Below are 7,357 nucleotides of genomic sequence, written 5' to 3'. Positions count from 1 at the left end.
ACCAGCCCAGGATGGCCTGGCGCAGCCGCTGCGCGGTCCAGGCGCGCCGGGTGGTGGCGGTGCCGGCGGCCGCTTCGACCTCACTGACAGTCGCGGCGGTCCATGCGCGGGCATTACTCAGACGCGGATCACTGATCTCGACTTTTGCTGCGAGATCTTCGGCCGTGACGACCAGCGATATGATAGCAGTGCCGGTGAGGTTGATCGGCTGACCGGCGGCACTGCTCTGCATGACGGCGCGTGTGAGCGTATTTGTGCTGGCGTTATAGGTCCCAACGCCAAGCTCCCAGGCTCTGCCTTCCTCAAGGAGGTAGCGCAGCACATCGCCATTGATGACCCCGGCCGCGGCCAAGTTCTGGAACCCGTCAACCGCGCCACCCGGGGTGAGTGTACCAGTGCCTGTGCTGGCGGTGATGACCCGGACACGGTTGACGAGGGTGACCATGACTTATGCTCCGCCTGCGGTGAGGGTGAAGGTGGTGACCGTCACGGACTGGTTCTGTGCGATATTGGGGTTGTCGAGTTCCATATCGCCGCCCGCCCCGGTGATGGTGATGGTGCCTTGGACATGGGTGGTGGTGCCGGCGGTGTTCTTGATGCGGAAGTGGCCTGCATTGGTGCCGCCAGCCGCAGCTGCAGCGCCCGTGCCGGTCCAAGTTCCCTTGATGGTTTTGATGCCGGTGGCGGCAGTCTCGAGCCAGTCGGAGGGCAGCGCGATCTCGACTAGCAGATTGCCGGCGTCAGCGGCACCAGTATTGGCAGGTAGCGCGCCCGAGCGCAGCTGCAGCTTCGGGGCGGCGCCGATGGCCGCCTCGATGGCATCAAGAGCGGCGTTGCGCGCGTTGGGGGAAAATTGAAACGACATGGTGGTGCTCCTTTAAACGAAAAAAGCCCGCCAAAGGCGGGCCGGTTGGGGTGGTGGATGAACTGCACAAGGTGGTGCATGCGCAGTGATTAGGATGTGTCTCACAGGCGACAATTAGTGGGCGGCCAGCGTTGATTTTTACGCGGCGCTGGTGTTTTGTCCCTGACGCTACATCCCGTGTGAAAGCAGGCCCCCGAGCGAAAACATCAGATGACGGTACGCAGCCCACCTGCACAGCCCTGAATTCCACCAAGATCCTGACACTAAGTGGCTTTCAACAATCCTCCGATCGTCCTACGAGCAACGGACTGCGCTACACACAAAGACAGCACCCAGCCGCTCGTTACTGCGGCGGCAATCCCTAGCCAAACCCCCCAGACAGTAAAATCCAGCAAGCCAATAAACACCCAGATAAAGAACGCCACACCAAAGCCCTGACGGTAGATACTGATCCACAGTGTCCAGATCGGCTTTTTGAGTGCTTGCAACAGGGAATTTATCGAAAATAGCATCATGTAAACCGGAAACAGGAAGGCATCGACCGCCAGATAGCTCGCCCCGACATCGATCACATCAGGGTCATCGGTAAACACGGACATCGCAATACCACCGCCCAGGAGCAGCGTAGGGGTTGCAACAACCGTCATGGCAAAGCCAGTCAGCCAGCAGAACCGCAACGCAGCACGCACCCGATCGTAGTCTTCCGCGCCAAAATTCTGGCCCGCAATCGGCAACAGCGCACCGGTCATCCCCAGCACGGGGAGCAACAGGATTTGCTCGATCCGCAGCGCCACCCCGTAGCCCGCCACGGCATGGGCGCCGAATTCCTTGAGCGCGAACTGCACGACGAAGCCTGACACAAACATAACCATCATGGCAGAACTGGCAGGAACCAATTGCGCCGTGATCAGGACGAAATATTTGCGTGCCGGACGGAACGTGGACAGGGCGACGGATTGCATGACCGCAAGGCGCATGATGCGAACCAGTATGAAAACCATGACCCCTGTCTGGCTGATGATCGTGGCAACGGCGATGCCGTTAAAGCCCATTCCGCCCCACACACCCGGAATGCCGAAAATGAACAAGGGGTTCAGCGCAATATTTGCAAAAAATGCTACCATGAGCGCACGTTGCAAGCTGCGGCTGTCGCCGTGCGCCTGCAATATTCCGTTGCCGCCGTAAGCCATGAAAAAGCCCGGCAAGGCAAAGATCAACCAGCGGAAATACCCCATCCCCGCGTCACGGTAAGCGCCTGGCTCTGACACAAGCGTGATCAAAAGGGGGCCAAGTATCCACCCGATGGCCATCGAAGCGATCGTGGCAATCACCCCGAACGCCAGCCCCTGCGCGATGAAAACCTGCGTTTGCGATTCGTCTTTGCTGCCCTTGGCGTTACTTACCAGCGCACTGAGCGCGGACCCGAGCCCGAACCCCACAGCCATCAAAATGAAAAACGCCTGATACCCGATCGCAAGCCCCGCTTGCGCATCTGTCGAAAGCATCCCCGCGTAGTAGACATCGACGATATTATAAAGCGTGGCGAACAGCATCCCGAAGGCCGCCGGAATGGCAAGTGCGCGGAAATGACCGGCCATCGTGCCGGTCGTCAGGTCATCTTTTTGCATCAGGTATCGCTCGCATTCAGGCGCCGTTCGAGCCGGCGCACGCCAGCGGATACAAACAGGATCAGCACCAGATATTCCAGCATCAGAATGGTGTAAATTTCCAGCGGGCGGTATTCTGACACGACGAGTTCATTTGCTTTGCGGGTCAGTTCCTGCATCCCGATGACCGACACGAGTGACGACATCTTCAGCATATAGACAAGCTGATTGCCCAGAGCCGGAAGAATCAGCCGGATCGCCTGCGGCAGGATCACAAAGCGCATCGTGTCACGGTAGTTCAGCGAAATGGACTGCGCCGCCTCATATTGCCCCCGAGAGATCGACTGGATACCCCCACGAAAAATCTCGGCCTGAAAGGCGCTGTCACTCAGCGCAAGGGCAAGCACACCGGCCCAGAACACATTGAGCGTGATCCCCGAAAGCGCCGGTAGGCCATAATATACCCATAAGATCAGCACCAGCACCGGCACGGAGCGGACGATTTCCACATAGGTCCGGTTGAACATCCGCCAGCCGCGTTTTTCCGACAGGCCCGGAATAGCGACCAGCAACCCCACGACCACCGACATCAGGATTGCGGTGACCGACATGCCGATCGTGTAATAGGCCCCGCTTGCCATGAATTTCAGGTTGTTCCAGCCCGAGGTCTTAGTGGGATCAACCACATACCAGCCCCAATTGGCGGAACAGCCGGACAATAGCAGCAGCACAGAGGCAAACAAAAGAAAACGTTTCATGATCCGGCCTCTAGTGATTCAGGATTTGCTTGATGAATGTGGCGAACCGTTTGGATTTCGGTGCCGTGAACACATCTTCAGGCGTGCCGACCTCGACGATTTCACCCTTGTCCATAAAAACCATCCGGTCGGCCACACGCCGCGCAAACCCCATTTCATGGGTCACGACGATCATGGTCATGCCCGACAAGGCGAGCTCTGTCATCACCTCCAGAACCTCTGCGATCATTTCAGGATCAAGCGCCGATGTCGGCTCATCGAACAACAATATCCGCGGCTCCATGCAAAGTGACCGCGCAATCGCGACGCGCTGCTGTTGGCCACCCGAAAGCTGGCGGGGAAATTTCTCGGCCTGATCAGGTATCTGCACCCGTTCAAGATGCTTCATTGCTCGCGCCCGCGCCTCTTGCTCTGTCAGTCCCAGAACACGGCGCGGACCAAGACACAGATTGTCCATGACGCTGAGATGCGGGAACAGGTTGAACTGCTGAAAGACCATCCCAACATTGCTGCGGATTTTTTCCAGATCGGCGGGCTTGTTCGTCAGGGTCGTGCCGTCAACGACGATGTCACCGACCTCATGCGTTTCAAGCCGATTGATACAACGGATCAGCGTCGACTTGCCCGAACCAGACGGGCCGCAGATAACCACGCGTTCGCCCAAAGCCACGTCAAGCGACACATTTTTCAATGCCTGAAAGTCGCCAAATAACTTTGACACGTTCCTCATGGAGATGATTGGCATCGCTGTTTCGTTCCATTCTGTCTGTCTAACACGCAGATTTTGCGCGAATTTTAATATTCTCGGGTCGTTTGCATTTCCAACGGCTCCCTGCAATCTACCTGCAACTAATGCAAAACGAGGGAAACCCATGAAATTCTTTAAAATCGCCGCCGCTGTGGTGGCTATCGCAGCAAGCACCGTTCAGGCCTCGGCGCAATCCGCACTGAATGAAATTCTGTCAGAAGGTGTGCTGAAGGTGGGCACTACCGGTGACTGGAACCCGATGTCCATGCGGAATGTCGCCACGAACACTTATGAGGGCTACGATATTGACGTGATGACGGCACTGGCCGCCGATCTAGGGGTCGAGATCAAATTCGTGCCGACAGACTGGAAAACACTGGTCGCAGGCGTGACATCCGGCCAATACCACATCACGGGGTCTGCGTCGGTATCACCGGCTCGTGCAAAGGCTGCCGGCTACTCCAACAGCTATTTTTCATTGGCGACTGTGCCGTTGACGTTGAAAACAAATGCCGACCGGTTCTCTGACTGGGATGATCTGAATGTCGAAGGCATATCGGTCGCGGCTACCCTTGGCACGACGCAGGAAACACAAGTAAAACAGTATTTTCCTGCAGCAACCCACCGCATCGTCGAAGCGCCCGCGCGTGATTTTCAGGAAGTCCTGTCAGGCCGTGCCGACGCAAGCATTACATCTAACGTAGAAGCCAACACGCTGGTCGCACAATACGACCAGTTGATGATCGTCCCTGTCGATGCCGGCCGTTCGCCGACACCAATCGCGATGCTGCTGCCACAGGCCGATCAGGTTTGGATCAACTATGTGAACACGTGGATCACGCTCAAGCAGGAACAAGGGTTCTTTGATGAACTCGGCGTCAAATGGCAGTTGCTGGCCGAATGATCCGTTTTCCGCAATCGACGACCAAAGGCCAACCCCGCGCGGTTGGCCTTTGGCTTTTGACATCAAGAGGCCTGCCATGCTGACGATATATTCAGTTCCCGTCGCGGTTTACTGCGCCAAACTGCGCATCATTCTGCGCCACAAAGAAATACCGTTCGAGCAACTTCCGCCGCCGGGCGGCTACGGATCGGACGCTTACCGCGCTATCGTGCCCTCGGGCAATCTTCCGGCCATGATACATGACGAGTTCATGCTGTCGGATTCCGAAGCTATCGCCGAATATCTCGAAGAGGCATTTCCCGGTATTCCGATGCTTCCCCAGTCTGTAAAACTTCGCGCCAAGGCACGCGAATTCAGCCGGTCGCATGATACCCGCCTTGAACCGGCAGTCCGTGCGATTTACCCGCAAGTCGCCTATGCGACACGGGACGCAAACGCGGTGCAAGCCGGCGGCACCCTGATCTCCAAACATCTTTCATCACTCGCACTTTTGCTTTTGGCCAACCCGCTGGACCCCAACAAGCTCTGGTTGTCCGACTGCGGGTTTGCAGTGACATTTGCATGGATCAAAGCGTTCGAGACAGCGCTGGATTTGCCGGTCGACTGGCCCGAAATCGTAACAGAATACGATGCCCGTCTGCAAAGGTTTGCAGTTGTTGCCCAAGAACTGATTGATTATCAGCCGGCAATGGATGCATATCTCGAAAAAGCGAAGCCTTCTTAAAGCTTCCGCTTCGATGGGAAAAGGCACCAGACGGGTCTGCGTCTCTCTCGAGTATTTTTGATCAAGTATTGGAGTATCGGCAGAAGGATGCAGCCCCTCAAATCAGACCCTTGCTGCATAGGTTATATTTCAGAGACATCTCTGCCTATCCGGGAGAGCTCTGCGGTTCTTCAGCTGCTTAAATTCTGCAGGTTCCAAAAATGGCCGCTTCAACCGGCCGCAGCGCATCATAGTAGAGAGCCACTGGATGTCCGGTTTGGACCGCAGTACAGCCTGAAGAGCGGTCAGAGTTCACAATTTTGCTAACGGCGCTTCCCTGCGCATAGCCACCGCACGGGCCTTCGTCCAGACGACAGATGCACACCAAAGGCAGACTGGATAACTTGCGTAACATGAAGAACGCTAGGTGCCGTTGCTGACAGCGGGCGCGGCCAACTTTGCCGCCATCGCCGCATTGGCGCGCGTGACAAGATCATGCGCGATAAGCGCCTGACGCGACCAGCCGGTGAAGTCCGCGATCGATCCAGTGATGAGCGCGGCGGCTTGTTCCGCGCCGCAGATCACATCGACGGATTCCGTGACGGTTTGGCCATCATGGCTCAGCGTCACCCCGACGGTGAAGCCCACATGCTGGCCATCGTGAAGGACTGGCGTGTTTGCAAAAGGCAGTGACAGATAGCGGGGCGCCTGCGGCAATGGTGTCTCAGCCATGGTAACTCTCCTCGATTTTAGCAATCAGTTGCGCATCATCCATGCGGGCCCCGCCCTCGATGTCGATCTCGATCGTATCTTTGACCCGTGTGAAACCCGCGCGCTGCTCGTGGATCTCTGCGCGGATCGTGGCGAGATCACCGACCATGTCGCGCGATGTGGAGAGGATCTTGATGATCATATGGTAAACTTTCCTGCATAGACCTCAAAGCTGACCGTCCAGTCCGAGCGCGTGTCGTCACGGGGTGCAAACCCGGAAGGGTAGCTCAGACACGAGGTGGCACTATGCGCTTTGGCCGATGTGTATTGCCGGTTGGAATGGTTGAATTCCGCTCTAACAGTATCGCCCTCCAGAAACACGCTCAGGATACGGCTGAGCCAGGGGTCGCCATTGGGCTGAAACGCGGTCTCAAGGACCGTGCTGCCATTGGCGCAGATGGTCTCGCCCGCAGGAATGGCACTGATGAAGCTGCCGTAATCCTGCTGGCTGCCCGCGCGGGTGCGGCTGGCGGTGAGCAGCACCAGCAGGAAATCCGGATTGGTGCCTGCGGCCAGCGTGCCCAGTGTATAGGTTTGGGCATGCTCACGGGCTTCGACCCGGGCGCTCTCGAAGGTCTCGTAGCCTGCGACATCGATCCATTCATTTCCACAAACATTCTCATAGCCGCATTGCTGCTCGTTGCCACAGACAGTGACAAAGCCGCATGTCGTCTGGCCGGTCCACGGATCGCGCGTGCACTGATATTCCTGGCGGCAGACATAAACGGAGCGACAGATATATTCCTGATTGCAAATGTATTGAAGCTCCCGACACCCCGACGTGACCGCAGGCGTTTGGCCCAAGCTGCGGACCACCCGCGAGGTGGCACTGGCCAAAAAGCTGTGGCTCAGCGTGGCGGTGATCACCTGCGCGATATGCGGCATTGGCGTGCCGGTATCAAAGACGACGGCGCCATTGGTGTCGCGCACGCGGATGACGTTGTCGACTGCTTCAAAGCTCGCGGTCATATCTGCACCCCTGTGCCGGGCGTGCCTGTAAA

The 7,357-nt window shown here is 57.3% G+C and carries 10 protein-coding genes; 2 read left to right on the top strand and 8 right to left on the bottom strand.

What is annotated here, in order from left to right; all coding sequences use genetic code 11:
- From R6T97_RS00550 to R6T97_RS00530, 5 genes are all read right to left on the bottom strand, one after another.
- Positions 1-445 (bottom strand): hypothetical protein (locus R6T97_RS00550; protein WP_410347362.1); only part of this gene is annotated, 445 nt, incomplete at its 3' end.
- A 3-nt stretch (positions 446-448) separates the two neighbouring features.
- Positions 449-865 (bottom strand): hypothetical protein, encoded by a 417-nt coding sequence (locus R6T97_RS00545; RefSeq protein WP_410347361.1) that lies wholly within the window; start codon positions 863-865, stop codon positions 449-451.
- Between the two features lie 263 nt (positions 866-1,128).
- Positions 1,129-2,493 (bottom strand): MATE family efflux transporter, encoded by a 1,365-nt coding sequence (locus tag R6T97_RS00540; protein ID WP_410347360.1) that lies wholly within the window; start codon positions 2,491-2,493, stop codon positions 1,129-1,131.
- Positions 2,493-3,230, bottom strand: a complete 738-nt coding sequence (locus R6T97_RS00535) for an amino acid ABC transporter permease (protein ID WP_410347359.1) — start codon at positions 3,228-3,230, stop codon at positions 2,493-2,495. Before R6T97_RS00535 ends, R6T97_RS00540 begins: the two co-directional genes overlap by 1 nt.
- A gap of 10 nt (positions 3,231-3,240) precedes the next feature.
- On the bottom strand, positions 3,241-3,975 hold the full coding sequence (locus tag R6T97_RS00530; RefSeq protein WP_410347358.1) for an amino acid ABC transporter ATP-binding protein: 735 nt from the start codon (positions 3,973-3,975) through the stop codon (positions 3,241-3,243).
- Positions 3,976-4,102: 127 nt separating this feature from the next.
- On the opposite strand from R6T97_RS00530, the gene R6T97_RS00525 reads away from it, so the two are divergent.
- A complete protein-coding gene (locus tag R6T97_RS00525; protein ID WP_410347357.1) occupies positions 4,103-4,882 on the top strand; it encodes a transporter substrate-binding domain-containing protein in 780 nt (259 codons plus the stop codon).
- Positions 4,845-5,606, top strand: a complete 762-nt coding sequence (locus R6T97_RS00520) for a glutathione S-transferase family protein (RefSeq protein ID WP_410347356.1) — start codon at positions 4,845-4,847, stop codon at positions 5,604-5,606. Before R6T97_RS00525 ends, R6T97_RS00520 begins: the two co-directional genes overlap by 38 nt.
- A 402-nt stretch (positions 5,607-6,008) precedes the next feature.
- On the opposite strand, the gene R6T97_RS00515 is transcribed toward R6T97_RS00520, so the two are convergent.
- The 3 genes from R6T97_RS00515 to R6T97_RS00505 form a co-directional block, all read right to left on the bottom strand.
- Positions 6,009-6,317, bottom strand: a complete 309-nt coding sequence (locus R6T97_RS00515) for a hypothetical protein (protein WP_410347355.1) — start codon at positions 6,315-6,317, stop codon at positions 6,009-6,011.
- A complete protein-coding gene (locus R6T97_RS00510; RefSeq protein ID WP_410347354.1) occupies positions 6,310-6,498 on the bottom strand; it encodes a hypothetical protein in 189 nt (62 codons plus the stop codon). The genes R6T97_RS00515 and R6T97_RS00510 overlap by 8 nt, the downstream gene beginning before the upstream one ends.
- Positions 6,495-7,357 (bottom strand): hypothetical protein (locus tag R6T97_RS00505; RefSeq protein WP_410347353.1); only part of this gene is annotated, 863 nt, incomplete at its 5' end. The genes R6T97_RS00510 and R6T97_RS00505, both read right to left, overlap by 4 nt.

It is taken from the genome of Yoonia sp. (assembly GCF_046498525.1).
GTDB lineage: Bacteria > Pseudomonadota > Alphaproteobacteria > Rhodobacterales > Rhodobacteraceae > Yoonia.
Note: the sequence above shows the minus strand (reverse complement) of the source record. Positions and strands in the feature narration are given on the sequence as shown.